We start from the raw sequence: 19,886 nt of genomic DNA, 5'->3' as shown, positions 1-19,886 counted from the left end.
AAACTTACCACGTTCGGGGGGAGTCGGACGATCGCCGATCGCCCCGGAATCGCTGTTTTTGGCGGGTTCACTCTGCGGCGATCGCCAAACTGGCTAAAATGGCTTCGGCGGTGGCGAGGTTGGTGGCGAGGGGGACTTGGTGGACGTTGCAGATTCTCAACAAGGCTTGTATATCCGGTTCGTGGGGTTGCGCGAACAGGGGATCGATTAGGAAAATAACGGCTTTGACTTTTCCTTCGACGACTTGGGTGGCGATTTGCGCGTCTCCTCCAAGCGGACCGGATTGCATTTTTTCGACGTTCAATCCGGTGGCGTCGTGAATCCGTCCTCCGGTGGTTCCGGTGGCGATTAAACGATAGCGATCGAGGAATTGACGATGTTTGTTCGCGAACTCAGCGATATCGTCTTTCTTGCGATCGTGTGCAATCAAAGCGATGGTCGAAGACATGAGGAAAGTTTAGATTTTAGAGTTTAGATTTTAGATTTGAGTTTACATTAAGGGGCTTTGGGGGCGATGGCAACGCGATCGCCGCTTGTCGTTTGAGGAGAGTTCGCCAAGGGGGGCGATCGCGCGCCGATAAAAAAACCGGAATGCTCCTAACATTCCGGTCTGTCCCGAACCTATGGGTTTTTAGCTGTGAAATTCAGATTTGCTCGGAGGAGAGAACGACAAATCAGAACGTAAATGTTGAAACGATTTAAACGCGATTTACTCGATTTTGGATCGAAGGAATGAAGAGCAGATGCATCCTCGACGGCGAGTGATATTTGAGTTAAATCAAGTAATGGGTGGAGATAGCGACTGATTGACTCGTTTTCTTTGTACTCATCCCACGGTTCGGTTGTCTAGTCGATCGCCCGAGATTTGTCAATTCTTCACACGCGATCGCCCCAGGTAAAGTTCTGATAAAGACTGCGGCGATCGCTCCGGTGCCTCTCTCGGGAGACCTTGACGGTTCATTTACGATTTTTCACTTTCCGATTCGGGGGCGATCGCGAATTGGCGTTCGAGTTGCCGATAGTGGGGAATGTCGATAAACTGCTCGAATTCCTCGAAATCCACGGCGCGATCGTATCCTACCGTCGTTCGATGTTGTTTTAAATGTCGAAAACATTCGCGAATGGCGTAGGTCGCGCAAAACAATCCGGACAGAGGAAAAACGGCAATTTTATATCCCAATGCTTCCAACTCCTCCGCCGAGAGTAACGGCGTTTTTCCCCCTTCGATCGCGTTAGCAAATAACGGAATATCTGACAACTCCCGAGCAATAATTTTTAACTCTTCTGCCGATTGCGGCGCTTCGATAAAAATGATATCCGCCCCCGCTTCAAAATAGGCGCGTCCCCGGGCGATCGCCTCGTCCAAACCCAAAGGCGCCCGCGCGTCCGTGCGTCCGACGATCGCCAAGCCACTGTCTCCTCGCGCTTGCACCGCCGCTTTAATTTTTTCCACCTGTTCCCGACTGGAAATGACTCGTTTTCCGCTAAAATGCCCGCATTTTTTCGGCCATTGTTGGTCTTCGAGAATAATTCCGGCGACCCCGAGTTTGACTGCTTCTCCCACCGTTCGCATGACATTGAGCGGATTACCGTAACCCGTATCCAAATCTGCCACTAACGGAATATCGATCGCCTCCGCCATGCGTCCGACCGCGTAAAGCATCTCCGTCGCCGTCAGAAAACCGTAGTCCGGGCGTCCGAGGGTGGCCCCGGAAATGCCGAAGCCACTGGTAAAAACAATTTCAAATCCAGCTTGTTCGGCGATCCGGGCGCTAATACAGTCGTAAACCCCCGGGAGAACGAATAAGCCGGGACGTTCGAGAAGTTGTCGCAGTTTTTGACCGGGAAGCATTGTTAGTTGAGATTTTAGAGTTGAGATTTGAGACTTTAGATTTTAGCGAGAAAGAGGGGACGCGAGTCAAAGGGGGGTTGAGTTGAAGGAACGATCGCCCGGAAAGCTGCGAACAAAAAGAGAACGTCTAATGTGAACTTCTAAAATAATAGAAACCGTTATTCCGAGTGCGATTATGGCTCAATCTTCTATCGAACGCTTACTCGAAGATCTGAAAAACCCGGATGAAGCGATTCGCAACCGGGCGACTCAAGAACTCTGGCGCATCTGGTTCTATCAGAAAGGGGTTTCTGGGGTCGAAATCCTCCAACGCTGCGAAGGGCTAATCGATTCGGGAGATTTCAAAGCTGCGGAAATGATGTTGACGGACTTAATTCGCGATCGCCCCGATTTTGCGGAAGCGTGGAACCGTCGGGCCGTGCTGTATTACACGATAGGTCAGTACCGACAGGCGATCGCCGACTGCGAAAAGGCGATCGAACTCAACCCGATTCATTTTGGAGCACTGCACGGTTTAGGTTTGTGTCATGCGTCCGTCGGTGACTATCGTGCGGCGATTCGCGCTTTCCGTCGGGCCCTGGAAATTCAGCCTTATGCGCTGGTCAACCAACGTTTAATTTTAGAATGTACGGCGCGCCTGAGTTGAGGGAGGGCGATCGCCAATTTCCTCAAAAAAACTGCACCAAAAACTGGATAAAAAAACTGCACCCGTTAGAGTGCAGCTTGGTGGTTGATGTCTCACGAAGCACGAAGGTTATCAATTCCTGTAAGGAAAAGGAGGAAAAACAAAATAGAAATATCGGATTGTTAAATGGTCGGTCAATGATAAAGTCGCTTGACCTTCGCCGATTTCATTGGTGCGAGTCAATCTTCGTTGTGGGGAGAGGATTCTCTTATTCGATCGCTTGAATCCAACCGCGCCGGATGGCGTGCAGCAACCGTTCGATCGCGTCTTTCTCTTCCCGATTGAGGTTCGATTTTCTGGCGAGAGCGTCGATCAAAGATTCTTTTTCACTCAGGGTCACGATTCCTTCGTTCCACGCTTTACCAAAGACTTCAGCAATCCAGGAATCGGAGAAGACACCACCAGCACGCATCATTAGAATTTACCCCTAAACGCTTACAATCCTACTATCGGCGATTTAAATGCTTGATGGTGCGATCGCCACCCCTGAGCGATCGTGAGTTTTATCATCAGCCAGAGTGATTTTCTGTCAAGATCTCATGTGATTCGACCCCCGCTTCCCAGTGATCTCTGTCACAATCGAAAGGGAAGCTCGCCGCAGGAGAAGCTTTGATGTTTAACAAAAGGACGCGCCGTAACTTCTTAACCCTCAGTATGATGGTCGCTGGCGGGATTGTCGGTTGCGCTAATTTCAAGACGAGTTCCACCGCGCGATCGGTTCCCCAAACTACCGCGCGATCGCTGCCACCAACCACGACCCTCCCGGAGCGGATTTTAGGGAAAACGGGGGAAAAACTGCCGATTTTCGGCTTGGGGGGTGCGGGAAAAACCCCCTTATCCTGGGGCGGACACGAGTCCGAGGCGATCGCCCTGATCGAACGCGCCCTCGAATTGGGGATTCGCTATTTCGACACCGCCGCCAGCTACGGTCCGAGTGAAGACCATCTCGGTAAAGTTTTGCCCTCTTATCGTCAGCAAATCTTTCTCGCCAGCAAAACCGCCGCCCGCGATCGCGATGGCGCTTGGCGCGACTTAGAGCGATCGCTGACCCGCCTCAATACCGATTTTCTCGATTTGTGGCAATTGCATCACGTCTCGTTCGATCGCGAACTCGACAACATTTTTGCTAAAGATGGCGCCATCCAGGCGATCGAAGAAGCCAAAGCCCAAAAGCTGATCCGCTTTGCTGGAATTACCGGACACCACGAACCGGACATCATTATTAAAGGATTGCGCCGCTATCCGTTCGACACCACCTTAATTCCCGTCAATGCTGCCGAAATACACCACCCGCGATCGTTCGTCACCCAAGTGCTACCCGTCGCCCGCGAACTCGATGTCGGCGTCATTGCCATGAAGGTTCCCGCCTACGGACGACTATTCAAACCCGGCGTGTTAACCGGAATGGAAGAAGCCCTAGGCTATACCATGTCTCAACCCGGCGTCCACTGCTGCATTATCGCGGCGGAAAACGTCGCCCAGTTGAGCGCCAATTTTGAAGTCGCCCGGGCCTTTCAACCCTTAAGTGAGGAGGCGATCGCCGCGATCGAAGCTCGCACTACCTCCTCCTGGGAAGACAACACTTTCTTCCGTGCCTGGACGTGAGATAAAAGCGTTTAGCGTTTAGAGTTTAGAGTGACCGAAGCGGGAGACAAGAATCGGGAAAAAGCTTATTGTTCTCCTTTTTGCACTAAATAATGTTTTCCCCAAGCGTGCATCGCGTCCAGAACGGGTTTGAGACTTTCCCCCAACGGCGTTAGAGAATATTCGACCTTCGGCGGAACTTGTAAATAAACTTCTCGATGAATCAAACCGTCACTTTCCATCTCCCGCAATTGCTGGGTCAACATCTTTTGAGTGATTCCCCGTAACGCCCGATGCAACTGCCCGAAGCGTTTCACTCCTTCAAAAAGTTCTCGTAAAATCAATACTTTCCAACGCCCTCCGATCGCCTCGATCGTGCTTTCTACCGCACAACTGGGGCGGTTTTACGTTTGCTTTGTTTTTTCCATAGTTACTTTTTAGTAAGTACCTTACTTTAAAGTGCATACTTCCCAGATTAGAGGGAATAGAGCTAAATTGTAAATAACACGAGCCAGGATGAAAACCAAGCTCCATCATTCTTAACTTGACTCTAGTTTTAAACCCGTCTGTAGAGAGGAAAATGCGATCGTGAACGAACCGATAATTGCCGACAAAAAACCCGTCGTTTTAGATTTAGAAGCCGGAGACTATTGGTGGTGTACTTGCGGGCGATCGCAAAATCAACCCTTTTGTGATGGCGCCCATCAAGGAACTGGATTGACTCCCGCTAAATTCACCCTAGAAACTTCCCAAAAAGTCGCATTATGCCAGTGTAAATACAGTCAAAATCCGCCCTTTTGTGATGGCGCTCATACCAAACTCTAGATCTACTCTCGTCAACTTTTTCACTTCAACTCCTAACAATTATGACTTTTCTGATTCGTAAATCTGAAGAACGCGGCCAAAACCAGCTCAATTGGCTCAAATCTTACCATACTTTTTCTTTCGCCAACTATTACGATCCCAATCAAATGGGATTTCATCATTTGCGAGTCATCAATGAAGATTGGATCGCCCCGAGTAAAGGATTTGGAATGCACCCCCATCGAGATATGGAAATTATTACCTATGTCTTAGATGGGGCATTAGAACATAAAGACAGCATGGGCAATCAATCGACGATTAAACCCGGTGAAGTTCAAGTAATGAGCGCCGGAACGGGGGTGCTGCACAGTGAATATAACCCCTCTTCTACCGAAAGCGTTCATTTATTGCAAATCTGGATCCTCGCCGATCGCAATGGCGTCACTCCGAGATACGACCAGAGAGTTTTTTCGGATGAAGAAAAGCACAATCGCTGGTGTTTGATTGTTTCTAAGAATGGAGAACAAGGTTCGCTCTGGATTCATCAAAATGCTAACATTTATGCCACGATTCTCGATCCAGGAGTGAAATTAACCTATCCCTTTAAGCCGGATCGACGCGCTTGGTTGCACGTTGTCAAAGGTGAAATCATCCTGGATGGACAATCTCTAAAAACGGGAGATGGCGTGGCGATCGCGCGATCGGAAACAATGGAATTTGAAGCAAAAACAGAGGCTGAATTACTCTTGTTTGATTTAATGTAGAAGCATTCTACAGCAAATCACCCCCCCAAGCGGTTCTTTTTAGATCGAAGAAAAGAACCGCTTGGGGATATCTATTGCCCGTTGGCTATTTTCGATCTCAAACAAGTTAAAATTGAAAATTAACGGCAAAGACTACACTCAGCACATTCGAGAAGTTACCCGCGATCGTCGTGACCGGAATTCCTCGCTACCCCAGGGATCTTACCTTGCGTCCTTATCAAAAACAGGCCGTAGAAAGTTGGTTCGCCCACCAGGGGCGCGGAACCCTGAAAATGGCGACCGGAAGCGGCAAAACGATTACCGCACTGGCGATCGCCACCGAACTTTATCTTAAAATTGGCTTGCAAGTTTTACTCGTCGTCTGTCCTTACCGCCACCTCGTCAGTCAGTGGGCCCGCGAGTGCGAAAAATTTGGCTTGCAACCCTTACTCGCCTTTGAAAGCGTCCGCAATTGGTTTAGTCCCCTCGCCACACAACTCTACAATGTGTGCGGCGATCGTCAATCATTTCTCACGATTATCACCACCAATTCAACTCTGTTAAAAGAAAGCTTTCAGTCGCAAATCAAATACTTACCGCCCAAAACCCTCATTGTCGGCGACGAAGCCCACAACCTCGGCGCGCCGAGGTTAGAAGAAAGTTTACCCCGTCACGTCGGCTTGCGTTTGGGGCTGTCGGCTACTCCGGAACGCTATTTTGACGATACCGGAACCGATGAATTACTCGGCTATTTCGGGGCGGTGATCCCCCCCGAACTCACGTTAGGGGATGCGATTCGAGTAGGGGCGTTAGTTAGATATTTTTACTATCCCCTTTTGGTTCATCTCACCGAATCGGAAAGTCGAGCCTACGCGCGCTTGACCACCCGCATCGGTTGGGCGTTGATGGACGAGGACAAGATCGAGGAGAATGAGTTTTTGACCGCATTGTTAATGCAGCGCGCCCGGATTATCGGGTCTGCGGCTAATAAATTGGAAGCGTTGCGGGGGTTGATGCGCGATCGTCTCGATACAACTCACACCTTATTTTATTGTGGCGATGGCACCGTCGGGCGATCGCGCACCTACAACGTGAGGCAAATCGAAGCCGTAGCGCGCCTGTTGGGTTCCGAACTCGGCTATCGGGTCAACACCTACACCGCCGAAACGCCCCTAGCCGAACGCGAAGATCTACGGCGACAGTTTGAAAACGGCCAATTACAAGGGTTAGTGGCGATTCGCTGTCTTGACGAAGGGGTAGACATTCCCGCCATCAGAACCGCCGCCATTCTCGCCAGTAGCAGCAATCCGCGCCAGTTCGTGCAACGTCGGGGCCGCATCTTGCGCCCACATCCGGGAAAAGAACGGGCCACATTGTTCGATACTATTGTGATGCCGCCGGAATTAGACCGCGATGCGATGCAAGTCGAACGCAATTTCCTCCGCAAAGAGTTGCGGCGTTTTGTCGAGTTTGCCGATTTAGCGGAAAACGCAGGGGAAGCCCGTTTGAAGTTATTAAATTTGCAAAAAAAATACGGTTTATTGGATTTGTAGGCGATCGTTTCCTCTAAATTTTGACTTGACTTGTTTTAATGAAAATGCGCCTATAATTTAACCAGAGGGAAAACAGCCACAAACTTCGTTCAAATGGCTATTCTTTCGATCGCTATTAATCCTCTAGACTCACCGTTTAGCTCATAAAAGCAAAAACGGCCAGAGTAATTTTACTCAATTACATACTCAGGGTAATATGAATTCGATCGCGCCACTCTTGCAAAAAAGTTTGACTGTATTGTTTTGTTTGACCTTCTTATCCGGTTCGAGTTTAGCTCAGTCTTCTCAGCCAATTTCTGACACGGATAAGTTACAAAATACAGGATCGAAAACTTTAGCTTTATATCCAATCAACCCGAGTTTAAATCTCGATATAGATCTTTCCCAATACCCCAGTATTCCCTCTAAAATAGCGGCGATTGAAGAGTGGAAAAATCAACTCAAACAGTCGCGAACTTCCGGCGATCGCGTCCAAGCAGCGTTAACTTTAACAAAATTAGCTTTTATGTATCGAGAGCTAGGCGCTATCAACACCGCTCGCCAATATTATAACGAAGCATTAACTCTCAATCGAGAACTGGAAAATCGCCTCGCAGAAGCCTCAATTCTCGCTCAAATTGCCGGAATTCACGTAGAAAATGCAGCGCGATGGAATCGAGAATCGTACTTCGATTTTACTCACGAATTAGCCATCAACTCGCAACGCGGGAATAATTTATTACAAAGTAGTGAAAAAGATCGAGAACGAGCGCAAGAATTTTATCGCCGTTCTCTCGCTATTTTCCAGGAAATTAACGAAGGTTCTCCAAATCAGAACATAGCCGCACGTCAAGGGGAAGCCACTGTTTTAATGAGTATGGCTGGAGTGTCTTACTTGAATGACGATCGCCCCGATAGACTCCTCGATCGAACTCTAGCAATTTATCAAGAAATTGGCGATCGCCCCGGACAAGCATTAGTTTTGGGAAAATTAGCTGAATTATATCTCTCGATTGAATATCAAAAGCCACAAAGTGGCTCGGAATATTTCGACCGCGCGATCGCTATTTATGAAGCGCTAAATCAACCCAGTAATCCTCAATATTCTCAGCAATTTATCCCAGTCAAAAATCAGATAAAACTGTTGAACTTTGCCGTTCAACAATGGTGGTCGGAAGATCGAGAAAAAGCATTGAATTTCCACGATCGCGTCTTAACCCTTGCTACAGAAATCGGCGATCGTCAAGGGGTGGCTCTCACTTTGCAAACTCTAGCAGAAAGGTATGAATTTTCAGGAGATGCATCAACCGCATTAAAATTGTACGATCGCGCTTTAACTATCTATCGAGAACTCGGCGATTCCGTGTCCGAATCGGAAATTTGCGATCGCGTCGCTTTGATTTATGCTCGACTTCAAAACTGGCCGCAGGCATTAGAGTTTTATCGTCAACAATTAATTACTTTGGCAGCAGCGAGCGAACTTTACAAGCAACTTTCAGACCCGGAAAAAGCTTTAGAATTTGATTACCGTCAGGCGACAATTTTATTTGCAACGGCTGGAATTTACGATCGCCTCGGACAGCGCGATCGCGAATCGGAGGCGTACAGCCAAGGGCGATCGATTTATCGAAGAGTTGGCGATCTTGAAGCAGAAACCAGTTTTTTACTCGCTATTGCCGAACGCTACAAAAAACAAGATCGACCGGAAAGAATTGAAGCTGTATTAAAAGAAGCGATCGCCCTTTATCAAGAAACGAGGGATCTCGAAGGAGAAGCTCAGTTATGGAGTGAGTCGATCGCCTTTCTTTATACTTATGGTTTGAGGGAACCAGAAAAAGGATTAGAAGCCCTCGATCGTGCGCTCGTCATTTATCAAAAACTGGGCGATCGTCAACGAGAATTAGAAATTCTTGAAACCATTGCCTATTTTTATATTGATAGTTTGGGAGATCTAGAAAAAGCTTTATCTTTTTATCAAAAAGCTGCGGCAATTCACGAAGATCTCGACGATCCGGAATTAGAAATTTCGACATTGATGGATCTCGCTAAAACGTACTATCTGTTAGGCGATCGCGAAACAGCATTATTAACTTTTAAAGAAGCTGCAAGTATCGGTGAAGAATCAGGAGATTTTGAAGCCCAAACCAACACATTAAGAAAAATCATCGAACAATATCTTGAATTGGAAGATCGCGCCAATGCTTTAGAATTTTCTCGAAAACTAATTCCGCTTTATCAACAATTAAACGACATTGAAAGCGAATCAAATACATGGAGGACGATTGGCGAACTTTACTATAAATTAAATCGACCCGAGCGAGCCATTGAAGCATTTACACAATCCCATAAAGTTTCTCAAGAAAATGGCGATCGTCCGGGAGAGGCGTGGAGTTTTTATCAACTTGCTAAAATTTACACGACATTAGGGGATCTCGAAAAAGCTTTAGACGCCTACAATCGAGCGTTACCGATTTATATCGAAGAATTAGATGCCCCTTTCCAAGAAGGCCGAATTCTCGATATTTCAATGGCGATCGCGGAAATTTATGCTTATTTGAAACAACCTGAAAAAGCTGTCGATTTTTGCGATCGTAGTTTAAACTACGCTCAAGAGTTTGAAGCTGAAGAACGGTTAAAAGATCGAGAAGTTTTTAGAGAAATCGGCCAATTATGTTACCGTATTGGGAATCCTGAAAAAGCCCTAGAATCATTTAATTTCTATCGCCAATTTTACGAGCAACTGGGAACTGACCGCGCGGCGATCGGTCTGATTCGCATTGGGGAAGATTATGCAGATCTCGGCGATGCTAAAAAAGCATTTGAATTTTTTAATGAAGCACGAGAGGTTTACCAAAAAGCGGGGTTTATTGAGGGCGAACTCAATACCTTACGAACGATTGGTAAAACTTATTTATATCTCAAAAACTATCAGCAATCATTGGAGTTTTTCGAGCGCATTCTCGTCCTCTCTCGTGAAATTGGCGATCGTCAGCGCATGGGAACGACCTTATTCGATCTCGGCTCGGTTTACATGCAGTTAGGAGATTGGGAAAAAGCCTTAGATGTCTACAATCGCTCTTTAGAAATTTATCAAGAGATTGAAGGAGAATATAGCATAAAAATCGATCTTTATACTCAAATTGCTACAGTCTATCAACAATTAGGTGATTTACAGAACGCTTTAGAGTTTTATCAAATATCGGTCAGCCTTGCCCGTCAAAGTAATTCTAATTTACAATTACATTCTAATCTCAGAAAAATCGGTAAGCTGTATGCCGAATTGGGCGAATTAGAAAAAGCTTTAGAGGTTTTCGATGGAGCATTAAATTTAAACGAACATTCTCGTTTTTATTTATATACTGATTTAGGTCAAATTTATTCTCAATTGGGAGATTTAAGTCGAGCTTTAGCGTTGTTCCAAAAGTCTCTCCAGGTTTACAATAATCATAGCTCCGAAAATCAGGCAGAAAATTGGTTTGGCATAGCCAAAATCGAGAGAAATAACGGAAATTTTGAGGAGGCTTTAACTTCGATTGAAACGGCTTTAAAATTGATAGAAGAGCAACGAATGACTCGGGTTTCTCCAGAAGAGCGTCAAAACTTTTTTGCATCCAAACAGGAATATTATGAATTTTATATTGATCTGTTAATGGAACTACACGAAAGGAATCCCTCAACAGGTTACAATATGCGAGCTTTTGAAATTGCCGAACGCTCGAAAGCTCGCAGTCTTTTAGACTTACTTGCAGAAGCCGAGATCGACATTCATAAAGGCATCGATCCAGAATTGGCGATCGCCGAACGTCAGTTACAGGAAGAGTTGGATGCGATCGAACGTCGTCGGGTTACGCTTTACAATAGTGACTATACCTCGGAGCAAGCGGCAGCAATTGAAATGGAACGTCAATATTTGCTGCAAAAATATCAAGAACTGCAAACCGAAATTCGCAAGGTTAGCCCAAGTTATGCAGATTTAACTCAACCCCAACCTCTAACTACAACAGAAGTTCAGGAAAAAGCGATCGACGATGATACTCTATTACTGTACTATTTCCTCGGCGAAAAACGTAGTTTTTTATGGGCTGTCGGTCGAGAAGGAATAACGAGCTATCAACTACCACCAAAAGCCGAAATCGAAGAAGCGGTCGAAACGTTTCGTAAATATTTAATTCAAAGCTTTAGCGATCCTAAAATTTTGGCTAAAGCTTCTGGAATCGTTTATGAAATGTTATTAAGTCCAGTCGCCGATCGCTTCGGCGATCGCCGCTTATCAATTGTGGCCGATGGCATTTTAAATTACCTTCCATTTTCAGCCATTTCTTTACCCGATCCTTCGGGAAATAACAAGTATTTGCCTTTGGCGATCGAGCGTGAAATAGTTAATCTACCTTCGGCATCAACTTTAGCCATTTTGCGGCGAGAAACTCAAGATCGAAAACCTGCCCCCAAAACGATCGCCATTTTTGCCGATCCGGTCTTTAATTCTGATGACAACCGTTTAGAAACTCCCAGTTTAATCGCGCAAAACGATCGAAATAATTGGGAACAATACACCCTAGATCGCGCGACGCGACAAGCGGACATCGGACGCTGGACTAGACTCCCGGGAACGCGCACGGAAGCTGAAGCAATTCTCACCTTAGTTGAGCCATCACAACGCAGTTATGCAGTTGATTTTGGTGCCAATCGTACCGCAGCAATGGACCCACAATTACGCGACTATCAAATTCTCCATTTTGCCACTCACGGATTACTGAATAACGTCAATCCCAATCTTTCGGGAATTTTGCTATCAATGTTCGACGAACGAGGAGATTTTCGCAATGGTTTCTTACGGTTAAATGATGTTTTTAATTTAGATTTACAGGCAGATTTAGTCGTTTTAAGCGCCTGTCAGACCGGGTTGGGAAAACCCGTGCGCGGCGAGGGATTAGTCGGTTTAACGCGCGGATTTATGTATGCGGGTGCGCCTCGGGTTATCGTCAGTTTGTGGAATGTGGATGATGTGGCTACTGCAGAAATGATGTCTCGATTTTACCGTTTGATGTTTCTCGAAAAATTATCGCCAACAGCAGCATTAAGAGCGGCTCAATTAGAAATGCAACGGGAAACCGAGTGGAAGTTGCCTTATTATTGGGCTGCTTTTACATTGCAGGGGGATTGGCGTTAACAACTGAGTCGGTCGTTCACACAGAAAAGCGCTATAGTAAGAAAAGAAGTGAACCCGCGATCGCGCGGCTGTAATGGAGAAATTGGGGTAAAAATTGATGGATCGTGATGAAAATTCAGAAGACATTCAAGAACCGATTACGAGCGCACCGCCAGAAATTCGCCAAATTATCGAGCGAGTTTTGGAAGCCGAAAGAGCAAAGCTATATCAAAAAAGCCCCCGTTACATTAATGAAGATATTTTAAATATTATTAAGGAAGAAGTACAATGAGATTGCGGTCGATCGAACTCAATAATTTCCGTCAATTCTACGGTAAAACGCCAGAAATAAAATTGGCAAATGGTTCTAAAAATACTACGGTTATTTACGGTAATAATGGATCGGGAAAAACGACCTTACTAAATGCCTTTACTTGGGTACTTTACGAAAAGTTTTCAGCCGCATTCGCAGCTCCCGAGCAATTGGTAAACAAGCGCGCGATCGCCGAAGTCAAACCGCGTCAGGCAATTGATTGCTGGGTTTCTTTAGACTTCGACCACGAAAACAAGAGGTATCGCGTCCGTCGTGCTTTTCGCGCCTATAAAGATGAGTTTGGGGCGATCGAGCAAACAGATAAGGAAGTATTTTTACAAATTGCTGGAGATGACGGACGCTGGCATTATCCCGATCGCCAACCGGAAGAAATTATCGGTGCAATTTTGCCGGGAAGTTTGCATCAATACTTCTTTTTTGATGGAGAGCGAATCGAGCAAATTGTCCGTTTGGATAAAAAGTCAGAAATTGCCGAAGCCACCAAGGAATTACTCGGGATTAAAATTTTAAATCGAGCGATCGATCATTTAAAAGCTTGTATCAATGCTTTAGAACAAGAATTGAAAGATATTGGAGATCCCGAAACTCAAAAGTTACTCAAAGATAAAGAAAAACTCAGTGAAGAACGAGAACGATTAAAGCAAGACTACGATCTCATTTGTCAGGAGTTAGACAGTCAAGAAACGGTAAAAAAGACGTTAGGCGATCGCCTGCGTCAACTCGATGATGGCAAACAGTGGCAAGAAAAACGGCAGGAACTAGAAAAGCGAGAACGGGAAACTAGACACGCACTCATTCAGGCAAGAAATAATTTTAAAAATGCCGTGGCAACTCGGGGATACATGGTATTTCTGAATGAGGCGATCGCCAAATTTCAAACCCTCGTTGAGGACTTGCGTCAAAAGGGAGAATTACCAACCGGAATTAAGCGGCAGTTTGTCGAACAATTACTCGCCAGAGAACGCTGTATTTGCGGTTCCGAACTTTTAGCGGGAACGGACTCTCACGAACGGGTTTGCGCTTGGATGGATAAAGCGGGAATTGCAGAAGTAGAAGAAAGTGCCATTCGCATGAGCGCTCAAGTTGAAGAAATTGAAAAACAAATTCCCCAATTTTGGGAAGAAGTCGATCGCGAACAAGTAAAAATTAATCAACATCGCACGGAAATTTCGCGAATTGAAACTCAACTCGACGACTTGAAAAAAAAGCTGCGTGCTTTTCCAAATGAAGATATTCAAAAATTACAGCAACGACTCGACGAAACAGAAGCCTCGATTCGAGAATTGACCTTACAACAAGGAATTAACCAACAAAAACGAGAAAACTTAAAAACTGAAATCGAGCATTTAGGCGATCGCATTGCCAAACATCAAATGCTCGAAACAAAGCAAACCCTCGCCCAACGTCGTATCGCCGCTACCCTCGACGCAATGCGGCGTTTGAGCGAAGTGCGATCGCGCATCGATCGCCAATTTCGCTTACAATTAGAACGGCGAGTGCAAGAACTTTTCAGTCAAATTTCTTTTACTCCTTATTTACCGAAATTGAGCGAAAAATACGAATTAACTTTAGTTGAAAATACCGCCGGAATTGAATTGCCCGTTGCTGCATCTACGGGGGAAAATCAAATTTTAAGTTTATCTTTTATCGGTGGAATCATCGATCGCGTTCGGGAATGGAGTAAAAATAGAATGCTGATGGGGCCCGACAGCAGTATGTTTCCGATTGTCATGGATTCGCCGTTCGGTAGTTTGGACGAAATTTATCGGCGTCAGGTCGCTAACTGTATTCCTAAATTAGCGAATCAACTGGTGGTTTTAGTCACAAAAACGCAGTGGAGAGGAGAAGTAGAGCGAGAAATGTCGGATTGTATCGGTAAGGAATATATACTGGTTTATTATTCTCCAAAAGCGGATTGTGAAGAAGATGAAATTCATCTAAAATCTGCAAGTTATCCTTTAGTTCGTAAAAGTCCTAATGATTTTGAGTATACGGAAATCATTGAAGTATTGTCTGAGAATTAGAGGATTGTCTGAGAATTAGATCGATCGCTCTAATGCTTTTCTATTTTTTAAAGTTTTTAAAAATGAACTTTTCATCTAATCCTCAAGTTTCCGTCATAATTCCCGTTTATAATGGCGAGGAAGATTTAGAAGAATCGATCGACTGCTTGCGATCGCAAACGTACCCGAGCGATCGCGTTGAATATTGGATAGTGGATAACAATAGTAGCGATCGCAGCGCAGAAATTATTAAAGCGGCGATCGCCGATCCAAGCAATAAGATTACCCTTCATTATTTAAGCGAAAATCGCATTCAAAGTTCTTACGCCGCCCGTAATGCTGGAATTCGCGCCGCCAGGGGAGAGATTATCGCCTTTACCGATGCAGACTGTCGCCCAGAATCCCATTGGTTGTCTACTTTAATTCAACCTTTTTGGAAAAAAAATATCGGTATTGTGGCGGGAGAAATTAAAGCATTACCGGGGAAAAGCTTACTCGAAAAATATGCCGATCGCGAAGAAACTCTTTCACAAAAACACACTCTTTCTCACCCGTTTTGTGCTTACGGACAAACTGCAAATCTGGCAATTCGGCGATCGATTTTTGAAGAAATAGGCTTATTTCGTCCCTATTTAACAACGGGAGGAGATGCGGATATTTGCTGGCGAATTTTACGAAAAACGGATTGGGAAATTGAGTTTTCTGCGGAAGCGATCGTCAAACATCGTCATCGCTCGACCTTAAAAGGTTTACGCAATCAGTGGCGACGTTATGGCGAATCTAACCGCTACTTACACGAACTCTACGGCGTTGAATTAATGCGAGAAAGCGATCGCCGCGAATACCTTTATCGCCTCACTCGCTGGTTGCTTAAAGAGATACCCATAGCTACGGGAAAGGCGATCGCCCGTCGGAGTTCGGCGATCGATTTTTTAAAAACTCCTATTGGTTTATTTTGTTTGTCCGCTAGAGTATCCGGACAACGAGAAAGTCAATTATTAGAAAAAGCACAAAAGATTGAATGGTTAGATAGACCTTTTGAATAAGTGTTAAAATCGTGAAAAAAGGCGAGCCTGTTGCCCGCCTTTCAGACCGTAAGGAGTTTAAAAACTCTCAAAAAGAGAATTAAATTATTGCAATCCGATCGCGCTCTAATTGAGAAAGATCGTATTTTTCCGGTCGTTTCTCCATTCCTTCCTTGACTTCAAAGGTTAGATCGACAGCTTGCGGATTTTCTAATGCTTGCACGCAGAGTTCGGCAATATCTTCTCGCGAGACTTTTCCTTTTATATTGTCGCCGCGATCGAAGATTAAATCTTTCCCGCCCGGTTCTTCAGTTAGCGCACAAGGACGCACGATCGTGTAAGGAATTCCACTGGCGCGAATGACATCTTCACCACGTAACTTCCACGTTAAAATACCGCCGAGTTGGTCGTTCATCCGCACTGCAGGCGGTTCTTCTTCTAAATTCAAATCGGGACGACCGGGACGGGTCACCCCTGCAGAACTAACGTGAACGAACTGCGGTTTTTCTTGAGCGCCATAGGCGGAAATCGATTCGACTTGTAGCTGAAAAAATCCCGGTTCAAATTTGGGATTGAGTTCGCCGTCATATTCAAATTTACTCAGCATTAATTGGATCGAGTAAATTGTTTTTGGATCGAACGGTGGTGCATTATTAACTGTTTTAGCCCGAAACACGGGAATTAAATCGGAAAAAGGAATACGAACCGTAAACCAAATATTGCTGACTGTATCGAAAGAGTAGCAGTAAGAACGGCTATCCCATTGGCTTTCATTTCGCAGGATAAATTTATAGCGTTTTCCATCTCCTTTCACTCGTAGATCGATCCCTTGATAAGCCGATAAATCTAAAGGTGGATCGAAATTTCGGGTACGAATGGAGACAAACCCGCCGGAATTAGAGGTCGAAACATTTCCGGTAAATAAGGCTGTATTTTCGACGATTCGGACGTTACTTTCACTGACGCCACCCATCACAATATCGTCTAAAACCCCCCAAGTTTCTTTGAGATCTTGAGTAACTTTGCGAAAATCAAATAGCATTTTATTACTCGAATTTCCCCACTGATTCAGTTGGCGGCGCGTTGCATCGACGAGATGACGAATGCCTTTATATTCGACAAGTTCGGGAACATCAATGACTTCAGGCATATAAAATTTGATGCCTTGATAGTATTTTTCACGGTTGGGAGTATCGCCTTCTTTGGGTTGCACTTTGGTTCCGCTACAACAAATGACGGTGCTGACATCGTGCATCAGACGATCGCTCAAGGTTTCGGGTAATAAGAGGTCGCCTTCGACCATTTCGACGCGATCGCCTAAAATTTGCCGTCCCCGGTCTAAGTTTCGCACGAGCGCTCGCACTGGATAGCCACGTTCTTGTAATTTTCTCACGACACGCTTACCGACGCCTCCGGTCGCTCCTACGACGAGAACGATACCGGGTTGAGTGGGCGCGATCGCACTCGATTTAGACGAGCGACCGAAGAGGTTGGCGATACATTCAAAAAAACCGGAAAAGGGAATGACCCGAAAATAGGCGAGGGTTTTAAAAAATCGTCCTGCATCCCACTTTTGACGCTGTCGATCTGCCACGGTTACATCCTCCTGTCTGTGTTAGCTTCTCCTTCTTATTATTACGAATCTCGCTAAAACATGCAGGGGGTGGCGCGATCGCCTCGATGGGGTTTTGATGGCTTAAGTAGAGTCAATATACAGATTTATTCGTGAAAGATTCGCAACACATTCAATAAATTAGAAAAGTTATCCGTCCAGACTGGGGCATCTTTTTTGAGCGAGATCGCCTCCCAGTTCGCATCGCCAACTAATTCACCGAAGTCGTGGCGATCGCGCGCTAACAATACCCAATTTGAGGGAGATTTTCCCCGGGCTTTTTCAAGTTCTGAAACCTCTCCTTCTACACGCTGTAACGTGACTAAATTTAACTCCCGCGCGATCGCGCCGAGAACGGGAGCTAAATTGATGAATCGATTAGAAATATTAATCGCTAAAATGCCGCGATCGCGCAATTTTCTAAAATACAGATCGATCGCTTCTTGAGTGACGAGATGTACGGGGATTGAATCGGAACTAAAGGCGTCCATGACTAATAAATCGTAAGCACGATCGGGGGCTTTAGCTACATTCAAACGACCGTCACCTAAAACAATAGTAAAAGGAGCATCGGATTGTTTTAAAAAAGTAAAGTAATCGGAATTAGTAGCAAATTCAACGACGATTGGATCGATTTCGTAAAATGTCCATGTTTCTCCTGCTTCAGCGTAAGCGGCGAGAGTTCCAATCCCTAATCCGAGAACGGCGACGTCAGACAGGCGATCGCCTCGGTTGAGCATCTCGAACATTTGTCCGATCGCGCCCGTGGGATAAAAATAAGTTAAGGGTTCTCTTTCCCGTTTGGGATCTAAACTTTGTTTGCCGTGTAATGTCGTTCCATGTAACAAACTGCGATAATTTTCTTCGCGATCGTAAACGACTCGATTAATCCCGAAGAAGCTGCGATCGCTGGCAACGATCCCCCCCAAACTGGCAATATAAAATTGACCGATAAGGAACGTAAAAATTAATCCTAATATTAAAGTATTTTTCGACAATTTAAATACTTTGAAGCCAATTAAAAGCACAGACGAAAATAGAATATAACCCGTTAAGTTTTCCTGAAATTCAGCAAAACTAAAACAAACGATCGAGGCTCCAAACAACAAACTCAAACTAATTCTTCGAGTATTGTTTAAGTTAAAGCACCAGTTTTGATAACGAAGCTTAGCTTGTTGTTGGCGGCGATCGCGTCGTTGAGTCAATAACTGTTCTAAGTCATGATAATTAGTTATTGTATTCTGAATATCTTCTTCGTTCGATGTCTTTTTACCATCGGGCGATCGCAGGATTAAGATAGCTAATAACAAGATTAACGGATATTCTAGAACCGTTGGAAAAATTAAGGGGGCGGCGATCGCGTTAAACCAGCCACCAAGTACGCCACCAACGGAAATCCAGAGATAAAATGTAGTTAAATATTGGGGGGATGGGCGATCGCGAACTAACTCACCATGAAAGACGCAAGCTGCAACAAAAAATCCCGTTAAATGTAAGGGAACGGTTAGCCAAAGCGGTCGCATAAACTGGGCTAGATCTAAAATGATTTGAATGCTTAAAAATAGGGGAAGTACAGCTATTAAAGTAAAGTGGGGAAGTTTTAAACGTCGCGAAAATGTTAGAATAAAAGAAGTCAAGTAAAGAGTTAAAGGAATAGCCCACAATAGAGGAATAGCAGCCAAGTCAGTTGTTAAGTAAGTCGTGACTCCTAACAGTAGACTGGAAGGAATAAAGGCTAAAATGACCCATCGAGCCTGTTGGATTGCACTCGGCGGCGTTTCTGAATTGTCAAGTTGTATTTGGGAATCGTTTCGATCGCTACTATTTCTTTCTTTGTAAATTAAATAAAAACCACAAATAATAATTAAAGCTATTAAAACACCATAACCGATCGCCCACCAATAATATTGAGAATTTAAAGTTAAATTGGGTTCGAGGATCGTGGGATAACCGAGTAAGCCCAAGACGCTGCCGCAGTTACTAGCAGCATAGAGAAAATAAGGGTCTTCGCTATCCGGGCGATCGCAACATGAAAACCATTTTTGCAGTAAAGGTGCAGTGGTTGAAACGACAAAAAAGGGCAATCCTACCGAGGTAAATAGTAACCCTAACAAACTGGGAATTGGGTTGGTTTCTGATGGAGGAATCCACTGACGATCGATTGCAATTGGCAGCAAAAAAAGAGGTATAATAAGGATAATAGTATGGGCGATCGCCTGACGGCGAACGCTCAGCCATCGACTGATTAAATAACTATACCCATAACCGAATAAGAGCAAAGTCTGAAAAAAGAACTGTGTGGTATTCCAAACACTAGGAGATCCCCCTAATAGGGGTAAAATGCTTTTGGCGATCGCAAACTGAATGCAAAATAGCAGTAAAGCACTTAAAAATAAAGTGAAAGAGAAGACGATTAACATATTAGAGCTTTTTACATTGAATCTCTAAATTTTAGATGAAATTAACCTCTATTGACAAAATACCCATAAAATAATAAAAATTTTTGGTAACGATCGCCGATCCGTGACTCATGGCGGGTGAAATTGCTACCCTAGAATTATCA

Annotated in this window: 15 protein-coding genes; 9 read left to right on the top strand and 6 right to left on the bottom strand. The window is 45.0% G+C overall.

The features are described from left to right. Positions 1–67: 67 nt before the first annotated feature. The gene (gene mgsA / locus HCG48_RS06755; RefSeq protein WP_168568468.1) at positions 68–448 is read right to left on the bottom strand and encodes a methylglyoxal synthase; all 381 of its coding nucleotides are present in this window, start codon (positions 446–448) and stop codon (positions 68–70) included. 513 nt (positions 449–961) lie between these two features. Next, positions 962–1,852, bottom strand: coding sequence for an isocitrate lyase/PEP mutase family protein (locus HCG48_RS06750; protein WP_168568467.1), 891 nt, complete (start codon positions 1,850–1,852; stop codon positions 962–964). A 175-nt stretch (positions 1,853–2,027) separates the two neighbouring features. Here HCG48_RS06750 and HCG48_RS06745 point away from each other — a divergent pair, with 175 nt between their 5' ends. Beyond that, complete coding sequence (locus HCG48_RS06745) at positions 2,028–2,498, top strand: tetratricopeptide repeat protein (protein ID WP_168568466.1); 471 nt, start codon at positions 2,028–2,030, stop codon at positions 2,496–2,498. A gap of 247 nt (positions 2,499–2,745) precedes the next feature. Here HCG48_RS06745 and HCG48_RS06740 read toward each other — a convergent pair whose 3' ends face one another. Next, a complete protein-coding gene (locus tag HCG48_RS06740) occupies positions 2,746–2,952 on the bottom strand; it encodes a hypothetical protein (protein ID WP_246259941.1) in 207 nt (68 codons plus the stop codon). Between the two features lie 197 nt (positions 2,953–3,149). Between HCG48_RS06740 and HCG48_RS06735 the strand changes: the two genes are divergently transcribed. Beyond that, complete coding sequence (locus HCG48_RS06735) at positions 3,150–4,142, top strand: aldo/keto reductase (protein ID WP_168568465.1); 993 nt, start codon at positions 3,150–3,152, stop codon at positions 4,140–4,142. Positions 4,143–4,207: 65 nt separating this feature from the next. Here HCG48_RS06735 and HCG48_RS06730 read toward each other — a convergent pair whose 3' ends face one another. Then, positions 4,208–4,495 (bottom strand): winged helix-turn-helix transcriptional regulator, encoded by a 288-nt coding sequence (locus HCG48_RS06730; protein WP_168571777.1) that lies wholly within the window; start codon positions 4,493–4,495, stop codon positions 4,208–4,210. A 214-nt stretch (positions 4,496–4,709) separates the two neighbouring features. Here HCG48_RS06730 and HCG48_RS06725 point away from each other — a divergent pair, with 214 nt between their 5' ends. The 7 genes from HCG48_RS06725 (at position 4,710) to HCG48_RS06695 (ending at position 15,732) form a co-directional block, all read left to right on the top strand. Further along, on the top strand, positions 4,710–4,946 hold the full coding sequence (locus tag HCG48_RS06725) for a CDGSH iron-sulfur domain-containing protein (protein ID WP_168568464.1): 237 nt from the start codon (positions 4,710–4,712) through the stop codon (positions 4,944–4,946). Positions 4,947–4,987: 41 nt separating this feature from the next. After that, complete coding sequence (locus tag HCG48_RS06720) at positions 4,988–5,689, top strand: pirin family protein (protein WP_168568463.1); 702 nt, start codon at positions 4,988–4,990, stop codon at positions 5,687–5,689. Positions 5,690–5,853: 164 nt separating this feature from the next. Then, positions 5,854–7,221 (top strand): DNA phosphorothioation system restriction enzyme, encoded by a 1,368-nt coding sequence (locus HCG48_RS06715; RefSeq protein ID WP_375339336.1) that lies wholly within the window; start codon positions 5,854–5,856, stop codon positions 7,219–7,221. Between the two features lie 229 nt (positions 7,222–7,450). Then, a complete protein-coding gene (locus HCG48_RS06710; protein ID WP_168568461.1) occupies positions 7,451–12,370 on the top strand; it encodes a CHAT domain-containing protein in 4,920 nt (1,639 codons plus the stop codon). A gap of 97 nt (positions 12,371–12,467) precedes the next feature. After that, positions 12,468–12,641: a hypothetical protein gene (locus tag HCG48_RS06705; RefSeq protein WP_168567313.1), complete on the top strand. Its 174-nt coding sequence runs from the start codon at positions 12,468–12,470 to the stop codon at positions 12,639–12,641. Then, on the top strand, positions 12,638–14,707 hold the full coding sequence (locus tag HCG48_RS06700) for an AAA family ATPase (RefSeq protein WP_168568460.1): 2,070 nt from the start codon (positions 12,638–12,640) through the stop codon (positions 14,705–14,707). Before HCG48_RS06705 ends, HCG48_RS06700 begins: the two co-directional genes overlap by 4 nt. Positions 14,708–14,769: 62 nt before the next feature. Continuing rightward, the gene (locus HCG48_RS06695; protein ID WP_168568459.1) at positions 14,770–15,732 is read left to right on the top strand and encodes a glycosyltransferase family 2 protein; all 963 of its coding nucleotides are present in this window, start codon (positions 14,770–14,772) and stop codon (positions 15,730–15,732) included. A gap of 79 nt (positions 15,733–15,811) precedes the next feature. On the opposite strand, the gene HCG48_RS06690 is transcribed toward HCG48_RS06695, so the two are convergent. Next, positions 15,812–17,305 (bottom strand): CIA30 family protein, encoded by a 1,494-nt coding sequence (locus HCG48_RS06690; protein ID WP_168568458.1) that lies wholly within the window; start codon positions 17,303–17,305, stop codon positions 15,812–15,814. Positions 17,306–17,430: 125 nt separating this feature from the next. Next, entirely contained in the window at positions 17,431–19,743 is a 2,313-nt protein-coding gene (locus tag HCG48_RS06685; RefSeq protein WP_168568457.1) for a spermidine synthase, read from the bottom strand. Positions 19,744–19,886: the final 143 nt, after the last annotated feature.

The sequence above is a fragment of the Oxynema aestuarii AP17 genome, assembly GCF_012295525.1.
GTDB classification, from domain to species: Bacteria; Cyanobacteriota; Cyanobacteriia; order Cyanobacteriales; family Laspinemataceae; genus Oxynema; species Oxynema aestuarii.
The sequence above is the reverse complement of the archived record's forward strand: the minus strand, read 5'-3'. Positions and strand labels throughout refer to the sequence as shown.

Bases quoted from the DNA above. Each gene is read 5' to 3' on its own strand.
- mgsA (WP_168568468.1), bottom strand. From the start codon at position 448: ATGTCTTCGACCATCGCTTTGATTGCACACGATCGCAAGAAAGACGAT.
- HCG48_RS06750 (WP_168568467.1), bottom strand. From the start codon at position 1,852: ATGCTTCCCGGTCAAAAACTGCGACAACTTCTCGAACGTCCCGGCTTA.
- HCG48_RS06745 (WP_168568466.1), top strand. From the start codon at position 2,028: ATGGCTCAATCTTCTATCGAACGCTTACTCGAAGATCTGAAAAACCCG.
- HCG48_RS06740 (WP_246259941.1), bottom strand. From the start codon at position 2,952: ATGATGCGTGCTGGTGGTGTCTTCTCCGATTCCTGGATTGCTGAAGTC.
- HCG48_RS06735 (WP_168568465.1), top strand. From the start codon at position 3,150: ATGTTTAACAAAAGGACGCGCCGTAACTTCTTAACCCTCAGTATGATG.
- HCG48_RS06720 (WP_168568463.1), top strand. From the start codon at position 4,988: ATGACTTTTCTGATTCGTAAATCTGAAGAACGCGGCCAAAACCAGCTC.
- HCG48_RS06705 (WP_168567313.1), top strand. From the start codon at position 12,468: ATGGATCGTGATGAAAATTCAGAAGACATTCAAGAACCGATTACGAGC.
- HCG48_RS06700 (WP_168568460.1), top strand. From the start codon at position 12,638: ATGAGATTGCGGTCGATCGAACTCAATAATTTCCGTCAATTCTACGGT.
- HCG48_RS06695 (WP_168568459.1), top strand. From the start codon at position 14,770: ATGAACTTTTCATCTAATCCTCAAGTTTCCGTCATAATTCCCGTTTAT.
- HCG48_RS06685 (WP_168568457.1), bottom strand. From the start codon at position 19,743: ATGTTAATCGTCTTCTCTTTCACTTTATTTTTAAGTGCTTTACTGCTA.